The organism is Chryseobacterium sp. ISL-6 (assembly GCF_018613715.1).
Lineage (GTDB): Bacteria > Bacteroidota > Bacteroidia > Flavobacteriales > Weeksellaceae > Chryseobacterium > Chryseobacterium paludis.
In genome coordinates, this window is record NZ_JAGGPT010000006.1 from 609,065 (window position 1) to 624,512 (window position 15,448).

A 15,448-nucleotide genomic window follows, 5' to 3' on the forward strand; every position below is an offset into this window, starting at 1 on the left:
ACTATGTAGTGGGAGTTTTGTTCTGGTAAAGATTTTCAATAATGCTTTCTACACTTTTGAAGATTTTCTCATTGTCAAAACGTTTCTCAATATCTTTTAAATTCTCCTGAATATGTTCAATCAGATTTTTATTGGTTAAAAATTCTTTAATACCATTATATAAACCTTCGTCAGAATAATCGGTTAAATATCCGGATTCCTTATGGGTGACCATTTCCGGAACTCCACCAACTTTAGTTGCTAATATAGGTTTTTGAAGAATTAATGTCTCGGCGATAATTAGTGGCCAGCCCTCGCTTTCTGAAGGCATAATATAAAAATCTGCATTGGCAACATAGGGATATGGGTTCATTTGTGTGCCGAGTAGTTTAAAGGAGTTCTGTACCTCCAGTTCCTTGATTCTTTTAGATAACAAATCGTAATCTTCCCCATTTCCAATAACAGTAATATGATGATGGAAGCCGTCATCAATAAGTTTTTTATGGGTTTCTAAAAGTGTTCTGTATCCTTTTCTATAATGTAATCTTCCAACAGAGACAAAGGTGGGAGCTGTACCAAAGTCAGGATTAAATGCTTTTGCCTTTATCTTTAATTCTTCAATTGGAATCGCATTTAAAATTACTTCTCCTGGTGGAAGTTTGAGATCAGGATATTTTTCACTTAAGATATCCTTGCATTGTTGTGAACCATATATAATATAGTCGAACTGTTGCATGTTTTTGAAGATTTCATCCCGATAGGGAGCAAAACCTTCTAGCGATAAATCAGAATGAAGCCATGCGATTTTTTTTGATTTCTTGTTCGTAGAATTTAGTACTGTTTTATAAACTGTATAACCTGTTGCAATTTCTACATCGTAGGTGTCATTTAGCAGTTGATCAGCAATCTTTGGATTTTTTGCTGCTTTATCAAGTTTAAGTCTTCTTTTTGCTAATTGAATCTTTTGAATAACAGGATTTTTAGAAAAATCTTCTTTACCCTCAGCTATATATACTTTCCTGACATGATTTGGAAATTCATTACGTAGTTCTCCCTGGTTAATATTTAAACATATTGTCATGTCAAACTTATCCCTGTTAAGATTATTAAGCATACTTAATACAACTTTTTCTACACCACCCATTTCCATAGAACGATGTCTGAAAAGAACTTTTATTTTTTTATTCTCCTGCATTTGGGATTTTTGTAATAATTTTTTGTGTCGAAAAGTGTTAGGTATATTCTATAAATTGAACAGATCTCAAAGATAATTTCTGGCAGTAGCCATAATATTTTGAAGATTTCTATTCTGATTGGAAAAAAGTTAATATTTTGATTTTAAGTCTATAAATTCTCTTTGTCTGATAATCAAGTAAGTTAAAAATTTCTTGAGGACTTTGAAAGTTTTCAGGGACTGTTTTTTTATTTATAGAAGTAATGTTTCTTCTTTTTAAGGTGTTAAAGATAACTTTTGCAAATGAATCTTTTGCTTTTCCTTTCGATTTTGCTTGAGAAACACCATTAGGATGAAGTCTATACTTATATAAGTTTTCATTAATAAAGTAAGCGCTTCCCAGATCTAGTATTTTTAAATATAGATCTTGGTCAACAGCACTCGTAAGACTAGAGTCTATGCCTTCAGTTCTTAAATATGCCTCTCTTCTAAATGCCACAAAGTGTGCGATCTGAACTGGGAAATTGAAAAAATAAGGATCGTTATTGAGAATTTGTTTTGCAGATTTGAAAGGATAAAGAGGAGTTAAATTTTCATCGCAGGCTAAAAATCTGGAGTAGGTAAGAACGACATTTTTTTTATTCTGGAAAGTCGTGATAGACTTTTCAATTGCTGTAGGAAAAATGGCGTCATCAGGATCTACAAATCCACAGATTTCTCCATTGGCCAATTCAATACATTTTCTTTTTGTATATCCAACTCCCTGATTGGACTCATTTTCAAAGAAAATAAATCTGCTGTCACCTTCAATTATAGATCTTACAGCTTCCTTTTCTGCTTGATTAGAACAGTCATCTACAATGATTGCCTCCCAGTCTGTGTAGGTCTGTTGTTGAAGACTTTCGTAACAGTCTTTAAAGTAATCGGCATTATTATAATGTGCAATAAGAACTGAAAATTTCATTTTAATTAAGATTTGAAAATTAATTCCTGCTTATTCATAACAGTTGTATTTGCAGGAATATCTTTATAAATAGTACAGCCCGCACCAATTATACAATTATCACCAATACTGACCCCTTTTAATACTGTAACGTTACTACCTAACCAACAGTTTTTCCCGATTTTTATCGGAGCTTTAGTAAATTGGTTTTGAAATATTTTGAATTCAGGAGAACTTTGATAAGCATGATTATGATCATACATCTTTACATTTTCGCCAAATAATGTATTTTCGCCAATCGAAATGTGATCGAGGCAATTAATAGAGCAAAAATTGTTCATGAAAACATTGTTTCCTATTTCTAATGTTGCTTCATCCTGAACTAAAATGTGAATATAATTACGAAAACGGATGTCATTTCCAAGGTTTATTTTTTTGATATTCTTATAGATCACAAAATGATTATTAATTCCCAATTTTATATTTCCTAAAATAACTTTAGGGTGTTTGTGAAAAATGGAAATCTGTTTTTTCCTTTGAAGTGTTTCAAAAATTTTGGAAAGCATGTGTTTTTAATTAATTTTATTTTCTGTTCATGCAAAACTGTAGGTATAAAACCATTTTGAACATAATAGCTTCTGCTTTTTTTATATTAAAAAAGATTTAGCTTTAAACAAATGTAGCTAAAAAAAAATATACTTTTGTAACAAAGTAAACACGATGGGTGAATTAAAAAGAGTTTTTAAAACATTTGTAGCATACCTTAAAAGGCCAGACCTTTATCCCGAATTAGGAAGGAAAATTTTGAAGAACACTGTGAATAGAAATAATGCCTTCAAAGGAAAAGAAAAAACGAATTCTTGGGCACGGTCAAAGGCTATTTCGCAGAAAGAAGCTGTTTTCAATCTTTTTGGAATTGATGCCTCCACATTTAAAACGCAATATAAGGATGTTTTGGATAAAGCGGCACAAAAAGAAAAAGAATGTCCCATTAAAATGGGCGGTCCGGGAGCATTAGAGCTTATCTATTATGCTTGTGAATTTTCTGAAGGTAAGAATGTAGTAGAGACGGGAGTTGCCTATGGGTGGTCTTCACTAGCCTCACTGTTGTCGCTGGAAAAAAGAAATGGAACTTTGTATAGTTCTGATATGCCCTATTTAGGACAAAATGGAGATCAGTACGTAGGATATGTAGTTCCTGAAGATCTAAAAAAATACTGGAAACTTTTTCGCTTTGCAGATAAGGAGTCTCTGCCAAAAATATTCAATGAAAATCAAGTTTTTGATGTGGTTCATTATGATTCGGACAAAAGCTATAACGGAATGTTCTGGGCATATAATCAATTGTATACACACTTAAGAAGTGGCGGGGTATTTATCAGTGATGATATCGGGGATAATTCAGCTTACCAGGATTTTTGTGAGAAAAATGATATTGACACAACTATTGTAGAAATTGATGATAAGTATGTAGGTGTTTTTATAAAGTAAGAGAATTAACGCTTAATGGAATACAAAAGAATTAAAGTAAATATTTTCTAAAATTAATATTATATAGACCGGAACGAATACTATTATAATCAGTAAATAAATATTTCATGATCATTCCCCATTTTTTTGGGACAGAAGCTTCGGCTATCTGATAGCTTCGGTATGTTCTTTCAATATGCTTCTTAATATGATCTGGAATTGAAGATTCACTTTTAGCCCAATTATGTACTTCACTCCAAAGCAGAATCCTTGTAGAAGATGGCTTTATTTTCCCAATATCTACTTGCGTGATTCTATTATTTTCATGGACTCCTCTTACTGCAACAGCGTTATCGAGTATTCCGGGGTAAAGATTAAGGTAGTAAGATAAACGGAAAATAAATTCTGTATCCTGATGAAGTCTAAGTCCGGTTTTGAAAAAAGGACTGACTTTTGAAAGAGAACTTTTCCTGATCGTTAATCCATCAAGGCTGAAAAGTCCAAAACTCCCTTTCATATTAAGAAGTCCGGGAAAAACTTCTTTTGAATCATGTTTTTTGTATACTGTGGTTAGGCGGTTTTCAAAAACTTTGTAGTATTGTTCTTTGGCTTTTTCTGAGCAATAATGTACTCCTATAGCGCCATACACACCTTCTACCTCAGGATTTTGAAAAAGTTGTTTTTCTGCATCAAAACGATTAGGCAGGTAATAATCGTCTGCATCTAAAAATGCGATGAAATCTCCTGTTGCATTCATTATTCCAAGATTTCTGGACGCTCCGGCACCATGATTTTGTTTATCAGGATGTTGATAAAGTTTTACGCTGTCGTATTTTTCTGCGAGTTTTTCACAAAGTAGGAGTGCATTATCTGGAGATTTATCCTCCACGAGAATTATTTCAAATACTTCATCAAACTGAAGCGCTGATTCTACAGCTTGAGAAATGTAATTCTCTGCATTATAAACAGGAATGATGACAGATATTTTCATGGTTGCCAATTAATTAAATAAGTAAAATGGTACGGTACGAATATGCAAGATTACGAAATTAAAGAATATCTAAAGTTGATGTTATATAATCCTGATCTTATACTCTGATAATCAACGAATAAATATTTTATAATCATTGCCCATTTTTTTAATTTTGGAGAACTTGCTATTTCGAAACTACGTTGCATCCTTTTGATATGTGTTTTAATGTCTTCTGGAATATTAGCCTCATCTTTTGCCCAATTATAAGCTTCATTCCAAAGGATAACTCTTGAGATCGTATGCTTTATCTTATTAGAATCTACTTTGGTGATTCTATTGCTTTCATGCACTCCTCTCATTGCTATAGCTTCATCTATAATTCCGGGATATAAATCAAGATAATATGAAAGGCGAAATAAAAACTCTGTGTCTTCGTGAAGTTTCATTGGCTTGAATAAAGGAGTTAACTTCGCCAAAAGAGACTCTCTACGAACAGTTAGAGCATCAATACTAAATAGTCCAAAACTTCCTAACTTATGGATCAACCCTGGAAAAACATCTTTAGGATCATGTTTTTTGTAAACTGTGGTTAATACATTTTTAAATAATTTAAAATATTGCTCTTTAGCTTTTTCAGTGTAATAATGTACGCCAATAGCCCCATAAACACCTTCTACTTTGGGATTTTTGAAAAGTTGTTTTTCTGCATCAAAACGATTGGGAAGAAAATAATCGTCCGCATCTAAAAATGCGATGAAATCTCCAGTTGAATTCTGTATTCCCAGGTTTCTGCTTGGACCCGCGCCATGATTTTCTTTGTCGGGATGTTGATATAATTTTACTTTGCTATGCTTCGCGGCTAATTCCTGGCAAGTCCGTAAAGATTGATCTGGTGATTTGTCTTCCACTAAAACGACTTCAAATACTTCATCAAACTGGAGCGCTGATTCTACAGCCTGAGAAACATATTTTTCAGCGTTATAAACGGGAATGATTACTGAGATTTTCATTTCATCGATTTTTGATAATTAAACCTATACTGTGTTTTTAATATATTGGGATTCTTAAGAGCTTCAATAAAGATATTATAATATTTTATTGCTCCCGTTTTTTGAGATAAGTCGAAGGACTTATATCTTAAGTAAATTTTTTCTTTAAATTCTGAAGGTATCTTCTGATCGCGGGCCCAGTCATATAAAGATTTCCAGAAAAGAAGCTGTCTTTGTTTATACTGAGGGGAGTATTTCACAATTTTAGTAATTCTGTTATCGTCATGTATTCCTCGTATGGCCACGGGCTGATCTATAATCCCTGATTTTAAATAACAGTGATAAGCCAGTTTAATAATAAAATCCGAATCCTGATGAACTCTAAGTGTCTTGTTGAATTTTAAATTAGATACTTCAATGGCTGATCTTCTTATTGTAAGAGCATTTAAATGGAAGAATGTACCGAAAGTTTTAGTTGTTAATCCTAAAAGTCCTTTAAAAACTTCCCTTCCTTCAGCGGAATAATTTACAGTTGTAAGGGAAGTATCACTGAATTTCGATTGAAATTCCTGTTTTCCCTTTTCAGTTAAATATTCAATACCAATGGCTCCAAAGACCCCTTGAACCTTAGAATCAGTAAATATTTCTTTTTCTCCGTCAAAACGATTGGGTAGATAATAATCATCAGCATCTAAAAATGTAATGAAATTCCCTGTTGATTTTTCTATTCCCAGATTCCTTGAGGCGCCTGCGCCATGATTTTTTTTATCAGCATGTTGAAATAGTAATACTTTTAGATTTTGGTCAGCTAATCTTTTGCAAATTTCCAGTGAATTATCTGTTGATTTATCTTCAACTAAAATAACTTCCTTAACTTCTTTAAATTGCAATGCAGACTGAACTGATTTTTCTAAAAATTCAGCCGCATTATAAACCGGGATAATAACAGAAATTTCAAGCATTATAATACAGATTGATTGTTATGGGCCCAAAGAGCAAGTTGTAACAAATTCCAATGTTTATGATCCTTGTTCAGAAATTTTTGAGCACCCTCAAAATCTATATAATTGAAAATTTTCTGATTTCGATCTTTAAGCAATTCATTGGATAGATTGATGAGATTATCTTCTTCAAACCAACTCTTAACACTCATTCCAAATCCTTGCTTGTGACGTTTTCTAATCGTTTCTGTCCAATATGCCCCCATTGTTTCCCGAAGTATAATTTTATCATTTTCACTATTTAACTTCAGTTGTTCAGGTAATTGTATGCAAAACTCAGCAAAATCAACATCAAGGAAAGGCGTTCTCACTTCCAATGAATTCGCCATGGCCATTCTGTCGGATTTCATCATCATATTTCCTGGAACATAATTTTCCAGATCTACCCGCATAATATCGTTCAATGAGTCAGAATTGGGTGTGAAACTGTAGGGTTGCTGATAATCTGTTAGAATCCCGAGCAGATTTTGTTCTTTTTTAGAGAATGCATTTCTAACGGAATTCTGATGAAAATCTAAAATAGAAGAATACTGTAAATTGCTTTGTGTAACAAAAGAAGTTTCTCTCAACTTTTGATAAATCTTTAATCCGAATTGAGTAATTATATTTTTATAGCTAAAGTGGTTTTTTAATTCATTTTCGACTTTATAAAAATGATACCCACCAAATAGTTCATCACCGGCATCCCCAGAAAGGACTACAGTAAGATTTTTTCTGGCATTTCTACAGATCTCATAATGTGGAAGATAAGAGATGTCAGCAAAAGGTTCATCTAAGAATGGAGAAATCTTTAAGAGTGATGCTGCTATATCCTGTTTTTTTTCGTGAACCTCAATATGATTGGTTTGGTATTTATCGGCAATTTCTTTAGCATATTTCAATTCACTATCTTTATGATCATACCCAAAGCTAATAGTCGTTTGTTTTGGCATAAATTCATTGACCAGGGCTACTATGGAGGACGAATCTAATCCGCCACTTAAAAAACTTCCAACTTCCACATCTGCTATAAGCTGTTTTTTAACAGCATTTTTTAAGAGGTATAAGAATTCTTCCTTTGCATCAGATAAACTTATATTCCTATCCTTTGCCGGTAAGCTATAGTAACGTGAAACGATAACTTTTCCATTTTTCCAAATTAGTTGATGAGCAGGAGGAAGCGTGAAAATGTTTTTGTAAATACTTTGATAGGTATTTACATATCCATGTTGCAGATAGTGAGCTAAGGCTTCAGAATTTACTTCGGGCTGAATTAATCCAGAAGCTAATATAGCTTTAATCTCCGAGGCAAAAATGAATTCGTTGTTACTTCCGATAGCATAGAAGAATGGCTTTTCTCCAAAACGATCTCTGGCACAAAATAATTGCTGTTTCTGGTCATCCCAAATTGCAAAAGCAAACATTCCTGGGAGATCATGGATGAGGTTTTCCTGCTTTCTCTGATACATTGCAAGAATAACTTCTGTATCCGAAGTTCCATGATAAGGATATTCCGGATATCTTTTTTTAATATCAAGATATCCATAAATTTCACCGTTCAGTACAATGCATTCGTTTTTCGAATTTGAAAACATCGGTTGTTTTCCACTCTCTGAGAGATCTATAATTGAAAGTCTTCGATGACCTAAAGTTGCATTTTCATAAAATTCATGATGTGAAGAATCTGGACCGCGATGTACCAGTACATCAGTCATTTTTTTTATTTCGTTTGTATAATTTCTAGCGTTTGGAGCTATTATTCCTGCTATTCCACACATAATACCATTTTATTTTAAATTATGACATCCCTCTTTTACAAAAGAAAATATCTTCCTCAGGATTCACTCCAAATTTTTTATATTTATCAGAAATATTTACTCTCTCTACTATAAAACCAGCATTTTCTAATCGTATTACATAGTCTTGACCATATATTCTTACATGATCAAACTGACCAAAAAGTTCTTTTCTTTTTTGAGGGTCGGAAATAGAAAAGTCTTCGTAGGTCTGTTGATTATTCTTAGAAATAGGGACCTGTAAAATAGCTTTTCCTTCAGGCTTTAATACCCTTAAAAGTTCTTTCATGGCTTTTGCATCGTCAGGAATATGTTCTAAAACATGATTACAAATCACCAGATCGAAATAATTGTTCTCGTAAGGGATACTTAAAATATTAATATTTTTTACATGGTCTGGATAATGGTAATTCCCTGTGAGCAGATCTCCACAAATATATTCCTTTAAATTCTGGCTTAAAAGAATCTTTGATAATTTAGGTTCTGGTGCGATATGTAATACACTGATGTCTTTTGGAAGATTTAATTCTTTAATAACAAAAGCATATAAAAGTCTTTCTCTGTCTCTGGAATTACATTTATAGCATCCTGCCGCTCTACGCCCGCCTCCAATGACATGTTTTTCTATTAATACAGGTAAATTATGTCCTACAATTTCCAGATCTTTCGATTTGTAGCCACAAAATGGACATTGATAATTTGAGCCTGAATGAGAAAATAGCTCTATCTTTTTTTTTATTCTGTCCAGGATTTTCATATTGTGTTTTATTTATGTGATAAAAGAAATGTTATTGTAATAAATCTTTCATTAACTTACAGATTCAGGAATGTTGGTCCTATTTGCATTACTTTACTACGTATTTCAGCTAATTTTTTTTCTTCTTTTGAAATCTTTTTATACTTTAAAGATAGTTTTTTATAAGTGCCAATATTTCCTGTGATAATATTCTTTACAATGCTTTGCTTAAGAGATTTCTTTTCTAAATATAATGCATTATTCAGGTTAGGATTTATAATTTTAGTTTCTATACTCAGATTTGGAAATTTATTATAATCAATTTTAGTTAAAAATTGTTTTCCATCATGAACTGCTTTACTGCCAGGGACAAGTAGCGTTTTTTTCTCGTGAAATAATACCCGGTTTGTATACTCATCGTCTTCTCCATAGTGAAAAAAGTAAGGGTTAAATCCACCTACAGTTTCTATGGTATGCTTTGGAAGAAGCCAATGAGCAGCATTAATAAACTTAATTTCATAAAAAGGTTTCAGTGTTTGAAAATACAGGTCAGATATCAGCCTTGTCTTTTCAAAATTTGTAGCAATATATTTATCTAAAAAGATATCCAGATATTTTTCTGTTCCATCAATTTGCATGGGGCTGATGATCCCAATTTCTTCTTGTTTGGGATGCTTACTGTAAATATCAAGCAACTTTTCAAGACTATCAGGGTAAAGCCATGCATCCTGATTCATCAGATAGAAAAAATCAGCACCTTCTTTATGAGCTTTTTCAATACCTATATTATTGGCTTTACCAAATCCCAGATTCTCTGAAGACTGAATGAAATCTACTTCCGGGAAATTTGTTTTTATATACTCCTGTGTATTATCTGTTGATCCATTATCTACAACAATACACTGTATAGGAACCGAAGATCGCCTTAAGCTTGTAAAGCATCTTTCTGCCCATTTCATGGCATTATAAGTGACAATAATAAGATAAATCCTTGGCATTTATTTTTTTTTAAGTATATTTTTCAGCTAAATTTTTCAAATAATCAGTAGGCTCTATTCCAGAGAAAAAGCTGTTGGTGTTTTTATCAAAATCGACTTTGTAAAAATCCCCTTCATCTGCTTCATCATAATTTGCTTTCTGATCCATTCTATTTTGGATGGCATCTATAATTTCCCTTAAATCATAATAATAAGGATATGCAAAGTTTATTGTTTCATTTTTCACAGACTGGCATGTACTTTCTAAAAAATTGGCAATGTCATCGATATCTAATAATAATCTTCTGGCATTTCGGTGAAGTATGAATTTACCATTGGTTTTAATTTTTGTTTTAAGAAAATTAAAAAGAGTATTAGGATTTCCACCTTTCCCTACGATATTACCAATTCTTAGAATAAGGTAATTGTCAGATTTACTTTTAATATAATTTTCCATTTCCAACTTATGCAGTACATAAAAGCTGTCCTGTTTTGATTGATCCTGAACACTCAATGTGGAGAAATAGATAAACTTCTTTTCGCTGTAATTTTCAAGGGCGTTGCTTAAAAGATTGAATTCTCTTTCAAATTCTGCTTTTTTTGTTTCAAGAGAATTTGAAACTCCTGAAGCGAAGAAAAGTATTTTGTCCGAATCGATATTTTGTAATGAACTAGCAATAAGCCCGTTTCCTATGATCATATTGTGTCTTTTGATATTGTGTGTAACTAATTATTGTTAAAGTTAGTATTATTAAAAATAAAATTAAAGATCTACTTTTAATTTTCTATTAATCTGAGATGCATATCTAATGTAATTAAAATATTTTTTAATAAAAAATAGATGTTGTCTGAAATCTAAATACTTATAAGGATAAAATTTTAGTGTAAATAAAAGCGTTTTCCTATTAATCGGGTAGTATTCAAAATATTTATGTAAAAAGCCGGAAAATATTTTTTTCTCGGTGGTATTGTCAATTGTTTTTTGAAAATCAGATCCAATTTTTTCTTTAATTTTTATGTTGGAATCCAACCACTTTTTATCCAGATTTCCGCCAGAGAAATGTTGTATAAGTATATTATCGATTACGTAATTTTGAAGTCTTTTTGATACCCTTAATGTAAAATCCAGATCATAACCGTGAAACCCATTAATATCTTCATCGAATTTAAAATCAAAGAAATTTTCCTTTTTAATACCTAGAAATACACCATCTACGGCATAAACCGGATTTGTATTTCCAGAGACTTTATTAATTAGATAGGATTCGGCATTTTCTTTATTTCCCTGCAAAATATTGATGAAATTATGTTTTTCTGAAACGGTCCAACTGGAAGGTGCAACAGGGACATAGGAAGAGCCGGCAAGTCCGATAACACCTGTTCCAGGTCGGTTGAGGTGGGTTATTAATTTCTCGCCCCATTTATCTGTATGAAATAAAATATCCTCATGGATGAATAAAAAATAATCATATTTAGCTTTTTCTGCTCCCATATTGTATGCCTTGCAGATCCCCATTAAGCCAGGATTATCAATTTTGATAATTTCGTAGGGTACACCAATCGTTTCTGCAATATTATTTTCCAATGCAGAGAAATAGTGAGGAAGATATGAAGATATAATGATAGAGATCATATAAAAGTATTCACTAATTTTATTTCAATAGATTGTCCATCGTCTGAAAGATATCAGTAGTCAGTCTTTTTTCAGAATATTCCAGTTCTAATTTATTCTGGATTTTAATTCCATAATTTTCTCTTAATTCTTTGCTCTGTAATAGCTTAACGATCTCAGAAGCCATAGTGTCCAAATCAAGATAAGGGGCAAGAACACCAAAACCATTTTCAAGAAATTCTACTGCGCCGCCACTTTGTTCAAATGCAACAATAGGTTTTTTAAGTTTTGCTGCAGTAAGCATCACAAGAGGAAACGGATCTTCCCGGGATAGTAAGAGGAAAATATCAAAAATATTAATATAGTCGTTTGGAAATTTGTTGTGATCTACATATATGATTTTATCATCTACTCCAAGTTTTTCAGCATCTAGCTTTGAACATTTTACAGGACCAATTTTGGAAGTTCCACCAAGGTTAATGAATTTAAAATCTATATCTGTCTGATCTGCTATTTTTTTTACAAGGAGAGGTACTAAATCCGTTCCTTTACGCAATTCCTGAGAGCTTGCAATACCAATAACTAATTCATTATCAGAAATATTGAGCTCTTTTTTTAAAGCTGTCGTATCTTTTTGAATATCAATTACTTCATCGACAAAAGAATGAATGACTTTAATTTTTTCTGGTTTTGCTCCATATCTGGTAATCAGGTTCTCTGCTACAGCATTTGATCCCGCAATAATAGTAGAAACATTGGATACGTTTTCTAAAATAAATTCTTTTGAGTAAGAACTTTCTACTCCAAAAGCCAGTTCGTGGATGGCTACAATGGTAGGAATGTTCTTTTTGTAAAAGGGTATTGTCCAAATTAGTGTTTCTGCAGTATTTCCATATACCAAATCATAATTGTTAGAAAATAATCTTCCGGTTATCTTTTCAATCTGTTCCTCTCTGGTTTCTGCTGTTGGAAAAAATGCAGCCTGAAGTTTTTTAAAATTTCTATTGATAAAAGAAAATGATTGATTATAATAACTAGCTACAATAATTTTGTTGTCAGAAATTTTAGCAAAATCTTCAAAAAGCTGTCCTGCTCTTAATAATAGAATATCAATGCTAAAATTCTTTTTTTCTTGTTTAAGCTTTTTTAATACACTCAACAATAGTATTGGAGCACCTGATAAAGATGCTTCATGAGATATAACTAATATTTTTTTTGTTTCATTCATTTTGCAAAGATTCGAATATTAAATTTTGACTGTTTTTTACAATAGTATTAGCCGGGATAGATTTATGAATAACACATCCAGCACCAATAATACAATTGTCACCGATGTTAACTCCTTTTAATATGACTGTATTACTTCCTATCCAGCAATTATTACCTATAATTATCGGTGAAGTCTTAAAGGCTGTTTTATCTATAAAGAAATTGGGATTGAACCCGTACTCATGATTGTGATCATATAATTTTACACCTTCTCCGAATATAGTATCATCACCAATGGTAATATTATCGATACAATTAATTGAAGAATAATTATTAAAGAACACCCCACTGCCAATAGTTAGTGAAGCATTTGGAAGCACTGAAATATTACAGTAATCTCTCACGAAAAACCGTTCACCAATAGCTATATTACCAAATTCGCCCTCATTTCCTTTAAAGATATTAACATCTTGAGGGGCAAAAGTATGGTGAATTGTAATAGTTGGTTTTGCGTTAAAAGCCCGCCAAAGTTTCTTCTTTTTTTGTACTTCAAGATCAGTAATAAAAGAAGCTATTTTTCTATGGATATAATTTTTTAGCCTTAAGAACATTAGAAAAATTTATATTTTAGATGATAGAGTTTAATAGGTAAACGATATTTCAAACAAAAATTCAGCCAAGGTTCTTTTCCCTTGTACTGATTATATTTTTCAAAAGTCTTTTTTAGTTCTTTCTTGTTAGTTGATGTAATATAAATTTTCTTGACACTATTATTAAGTTCCGATTTATTATCTAACTCTGTGTCATATTGTAGTCTCAACAGTATTTCTTCAACGAAAACCACTCGGGCCTTTAAGGTTGAAATGTTTTCTTCGTGCTTTCTATAATAAGCAAGGTGTTCCGGAATAAAAGCAAAAAAATGTTTTTCATTTATTTGTAGCCATTTATCGTAATCTTCCAAAAGAATATCTTTATTATAAGATCCTGTTTCAAGAAGAGCTTTAGTTTTGATCAATGCGCTGACAGCCGGTACAAAATTTCTTGTTTTCTCAAGTTTTCTAAACTGATATTCATCTCTATAGAAATCAAAATTCCCATAATACTCAACTAAATTTTTATCTTCCTCTACAATATATGCTGATGAAAAAACCACAGCAAACTTATCATCTTTGTTTTCCAATGTTTTTACACATTTTTCCAAAAACTCCGGGTGCAAATAATCGTCAGCTGCAATAAGTTTAATATACTTTCCTTTAGCGAATTTTATACATTCATTAAGCATCTCAGCTAAACCAGTATTCTTGGAATGGAAATTTTTTTCAGCAGTATACTTATTGTCATTAATCCAATTTTCGAAGACTTCTACAGAATTATCTGGTGAAGCATCATCTCCTACAATTAATTGAATGTTCTCATAAGTTTGATTTTTTATGCTATCCAGGCATTCTTTAATATAACCGGAATGATTATATGAAACGATAATAACTGTTACTAAAGGATTGTTCACCATTAATATTCATTTATAGCTTTAATAATGGTTTCAATTTCTTCCGTATCTAAAATAGATGAAATAGGTAAACTCAATACTTCCTCATGTATCTTTTCACTAATTGGAAAAGATAGCGTATTCATTTCTTTATAAGCTTCTTGCTTATGAGGTGGAATAGGGTAATGGATAATTGTGTGGATCCCTTTTTCATTGAGGTAGCTTTGAAGATTGTCTCTATTTTCTGTTCTAATAACAAACACATGCCATACATGTTCCTTTTCATCTTCTGGATTTTCTGGAAGAATGATTTTTGGATTAGTTATTTCCTCAATGAATTTTTTCGCAATTAGTCTTCGCGCATTATTTTCTTCTTCAATATACTTTAATTTAATATCCAGTACTCCAGCTTGTATTTCGTCCAATCTGGAATTAAGACCCTTGTATATGTTGACATATTTTTGATTAGAACCATAGTTTCCTAATGCACGGATGGTCTCAAATAAATCTTTATCATTTGTTGTTACTGCACCAGCATCACCCAGAGCACCTAAATTTTTACCGGGATAAAAGCTGAATCCAGCTGCATCACCCAGGTTTCCTGATTTAATATTATTCCATTCTGCTCCGATAGCCTGTGCATTATCCTCTACAATTTTTAGTTTATGGTCCTGTGCTATTTTTCTTAATTCTTCAGAAAAAACAATTCTACCCTGCAGATGAACGATTAGTATTGCTTTTGTTTTCGAAGTGAGTTTTTCTTCAATTTTTGAAATGTCAATATTGTATGTATTTATTTCCGGCTCTACAAAAACAGGGATTAATCCATTATCCGATAAAGCCAGAATAGAAGCGATGTAAGTGTTTGCAGGGACAATGACCTCATCTCCAGGTTTCATAATGCCCAGCTCTATGTAGGCGCGGAATATTAATCGTAAAGCATCCAGTCCGTTTGCTACTCCTAAAGCATATTTTGAACCAATATAATGAGCTAAATTGGTTTCGAAATTCTTAAGCTCATCTCCCAATAAATACCATCCGCTCCTGAAAACTTCCAAAAGTTTGTTTTCAATTTCTTCTTGATATTTAAGGTTTATTTTTTTTAAATTTAAAAAACTAATCAT

General features: G+C 32.0%; 16 protein-coding genes. 1 reads left to right on the top strand and 15 read right to left on the bottom strand.

The window, feature by feature from the left end; genetic code table 11:
* Position 1 precedes the first annotated feature (1 nt).
* The 3 genes from J7E44_RS13620 to J7E44_RS13630 all read right to left on the bottom strand — a co-directional run bounded on the left by J7E44_RS13620 (position 2) and on the right by J7E44_RS13630 (position 2,662).
* Positions 2–1,174 (bottom strand): glycosyltransferase, encoded by a 1,173-nt coding sequence (locus J7E44_RS13620; RefSeq protein WP_214830728.1) that lies wholly within the window; start codon positions 1,172–1,174, stop codon positions 2–4.
* A gap of 109 nt (positions 1,175–1,283) precedes the next feature.
* Positions 1,284–2,117: a glycosyltransferase family 2 protein gene (locus J7E44_RS13625; protein WP_214830730.1), complete on the bottom strand. Its 834-nt coding sequence runs from the start codon at positions 2,115–2,117 to the stop codon at positions 1,284–1,286.
* Between the two features lie 5 nt (positions 2,118–2,122).
* Entirely contained in the window at positions 2,123–2,662 is a 540-nt protein-coding gene (locus J7E44_RS13630) for an acyltransferase (protein ID WP_214830732.1), read from the bottom strand.
* A 154-nt stretch (positions 2,663–2,816) separates the two neighbouring features.
* On the opposite strand from J7E44_RS13630, the gene J7E44_RS13635 reads away from it, so the two are divergent.
* The gene (locus J7E44_RS13635; RefSeq protein ID WP_214830734.1) at positions 2,817–3,587 is read left to right on the top strand and encodes a class I SAM-dependent methyltransferase; all 771 of its coding nucleotides are present in this window, start codon (positions 2,817–2,819) and stop codon (positions 3,585–3,587) included.
* Positions 3,588–3,618: 31 nt separating this feature from the next.
* Here J7E44_RS13635 and J7E44_RS13640 read toward each other — a convergent pair whose 3' ends face one another.
* From J7E44_RS13640 to J7E44_RS13695, 12 genes are all read right to left on the bottom strand, one after another.
* A complete protein-coding gene (locus tag J7E44_RS13640) occupies positions 3,619–4,557 on the bottom strand; it encodes a glycosyltransferase family 2 protein (protein ID WP_214830737.1) in 939 nt (312 codons plus the stop codon).
* A gap of 50 nt (positions 4,558–4,607) precedes the next feature.
* A complete protein-coding gene (locus J7E44_RS13645; protein WP_214830739.1) occupies positions 4,608–5,549 on the bottom strand; it encodes a glycosyltransferase family 2 protein in 942 nt (313 codons plus the stop codon).
* On the bottom strand, positions 5,546–6,490 hold the full coding sequence (locus J7E44_RS13650; protein WP_214830741.1) for a glycosyltransferase family 2 protein: 945 nt from the start codon (positions 6,488–6,490) through the stop codon (positions 5,546–5,548). The genes J7E44_RS13645 and J7E44_RS13650 overlap by 4 nt, the downstream gene beginning before the upstream one ends.
* Entirely contained in the window at positions 6,490–8,286 is a 1,797-nt protein-coding gene (gene asnB, locus J7E44_RS13655) for an asparagine synthase (glutamine-hydrolyzing) (RefSeq protein ID WP_214830748.1), read from the bottom strand. Before asnB ends, J7E44_RS13650 begins: the two co-directional genes overlap by 1 nt.
* Positions 8,287–8,305: 19 nt before the next feature.
* Positions 8,306–9,061, bottom strand: coding sequence for a class I SAM-dependent methyltransferase (locus J7E44_RS13660; protein WP_214830750.1), 756 nt, complete (start codon positions 9,059–9,061; stop codon positions 8,306–8,308).
* Between the two features lie 56 nt (positions 9,062–9,117).
* Positions 9,118–10,038: a glycosyltransferase family 2 protein gene (locus tag J7E44_RS13665; RefSeq protein WP_214830752.1), complete on the bottom strand. Its 921-nt coding sequence runs from the start codon at positions 10,036–10,038 to the stop codon at positions 9,118–9,120.
* 10 nt (positions 10,039–10,048) lie between these two features.
* Positions 10,049–10,717 (bottom strand): NAD-dependent epimerase/dehydratase family protein, encoded by a 669-nt coding sequence (locus tag J7E44_RS13670; RefSeq protein WP_214830754.1) that lies wholly within the window; start codon positions 10,715–10,717, stop codon positions 10,049–10,051.
* Between the two features lie 63 nt (positions 10,718–10,780).
* On the bottom strand, positions 10,781–11,650 hold the full coding sequence (locus J7E44_RS13675; RefSeq protein ID WP_214830756.1) for a glycosyltransferase: 870 nt from the start codon (positions 11,648–11,650) through the stop codon (positions 10,781–10,783).
* A gap of 19 nt (positions 11,651–11,669) precedes the next feature.
* Complete coding sequence (locus J7E44_RS13680) at positions 11,670–12,857, bottom strand: glycosyltransferase family 4 protein (RefSeq protein ID WP_214830758.1); 1,188 nt, start codon at positions 12,855–12,857, stop codon at positions 11,670–11,672.
* A complete protein-coding gene (locus J7E44_RS13685) occupies positions 12,850–13,449 on the bottom strand; it encodes an acyltransferase (RefSeq protein WP_214830759.1) in 600 nt (199 codons plus the stop codon). The genes J7E44_RS13680 and J7E44_RS13685 overlap by 8 nt, the downstream gene beginning before the upstream one ends.
* Complete coding sequence (locus J7E44_RS13690) at positions 13,449–14,348, bottom strand: glycosyltransferase family 2 protein (RefSeq protein ID WP_214830761.1); 900 nt, start codon at positions 14,346–14,348, stop codon at positions 13,449–13,451. Before J7E44_RS13690 ends, J7E44_RS13685 begins: the two co-directional genes overlap by 1 nt.
* A complete protein-coding gene (locus tag J7E44_RS13695; RefSeq protein ID WP_214830763.1) occupies positions 14,348–15,448 on the bottom strand; it encodes a DegT/DnrJ/EryC1/StrS family aminotransferase in 1,101 nt (366 codons plus the stop codon). Before J7E44_RS13695 ends, J7E44_RS13690 begins: the two co-directional genes overlap by 1 nt.

Bases quoted from the DNA above. Each gene is read 5' to 3' on its own strand.
- J7E44_RS13650 (WP_214830741.1), bottom strand. From the start codon at position 6,490: ATGCTTGAAATTTCTGTTATTATCCCGGTTTATAATGCGGCTGAATTT.
- J7E44_RS13625 (WP_214830730.1), bottom strand. From the start codon at position 2,117: ATGAAATTTTCAGTTCTTATTGCACATTATAATAATGCCGATTACTTT.
- J7E44_RS13670 (WP_214830754.1), bottom strand. From the start codon at position 10,717: ATGATCATAGGAAACGGGCTTATTGCTAGTTCATTACAAAATATCGAT.
- J7E44_RS13675 (WP_214830756.1), bottom strand. From the start codon at position 11,650: ATGATCTCTATCATTATATCTTCATATCTTCCTCACTATTTCTCTGCA.
- J7E44_RS13695 (WP_214830763.1), bottom strand. From the start codon at position 15,448: ATGATTAGTTTTTTAAATTTAAAAAAAATAAACCTTAAATATCAAGAA.
- J7E44_RS13630 (WP_214830732.1), bottom strand. From the start codon at position 2,662: ATGCTTTCCAAAATTTTTGAAACACTTCAAAGGAAAAAACAGATTTCC.
- J7E44_RS13645 (WP_214830739.1), bottom strand. From the start codon at position 5,549: ATGAAAATCTCAGTAATCATTCCCGTTTATAACGCTGAAAAATATGTT.
- J7E44_RS13640 (WP_214830737.1), bottom strand. From the start codon at position 4,557: ATGAAAATATCTGTCATCATTCCTGTTTATAATGCAGAGAATTACATT.
- J7E44_RS13690 (WP_214830761.1), bottom strand. From the start codon at position 14,348: ATGGTGAACAATCCTTTAGTAACAGTTATTATCGTTTCATATAATCAT.
- J7E44_RS13660 (WP_214830750.1), bottom strand. From the start codon at position 9,061: ATGAAAATCCTGGACAGAATAAAAAAAAAGATAGAGCTATTTTCTCAT.
- J7E44_RS13685 (WP_214830759.1), bottom strand. From the start codon at position 13,449: ATGTTCTTAAGGCTAAAAAATTATATCCATAGAAAAATAGCTTCTTTT.
- J7E44_RS13620 (WP_214830728.1), bottom strand. From the start codon at position 1,174: ATGCAGGAGAATAAAAAAATAAAAGTTCTTTTCAGACATCGTTCTATG.
- asnB (WP_214830748.1), bottom strand. From the start codon at position 8,286: ATGTGTGGAATAGCAGGAATAATAGCTCCAAACGCTAGAAATTATACA.
- J7E44_RS13665 (WP_214830752.1), bottom strand. From the start codon at position 10,038: ATGCCAAGGATTTATCTTATTATTGTCACTTATAATGCCATGAAATGG.
- J7E44_RS13635 (WP_214830734.1), top strand. From the start codon at position 2,817: ATGGGTGAATTAAAAAGAGTTTTTAAAACATTTGTAGCATACCTTAAA.
- J7E44_RS13680 (WP_214830758.1), bottom strand. From the start codon at position 12,857: ATGAATGAAACAAAAAAAATATTAGTTATATCTCATGAAGCATCTTTA.